The organism is Colwellia marinimaniae, assembly GCF_002207865.1.
Taxonomy (GTDB): Bacteria; Pseudomonadota; Gammaproteobacteria; order Enterobacterales; family Alteromonadaceae; genus Colwellia; species Colwellia marinimaniae.
Window position 1 is genome coordinate 1 of record NZ_BDQM01000442.1, and the last position, 245, is coordinate 245.

Below are 245 nucleotides of genomic sequence, written 5' to 3' on the forward strand. Positions count from 1 at the left end.
GCTAAGAGTCTATGACTGCGCCGGCCCCTATTCAGATCCCGATGCCGATATCAATGTCCGCAGGGGCTTGGATAAATTCAGAAATAATTGGACTGTAGAACGTGACGACACTGAGCAACTTATCGGTGCCAGTTCAGGTTTTACTCAGCAAAGACTCGCCGATGATGGCTTAGATCACCTGAGATTCGATTCTTTGCTTCCTCCAAGAAAGGCGAAACCAGGTAAGTGTGTCACTCAGTTACATT

At 47.3% G+C, this 245-nt stretch carries 1 pseudogene; it reads left to right on the top strand.

Annotated elements, in window-relative coordinates:
* Window positions 1-245: pseudogene (locus MTCD1_RS20000) on the top strand (phosphomethylpyrimidine synthase ThiC); the annotation flags it as partial.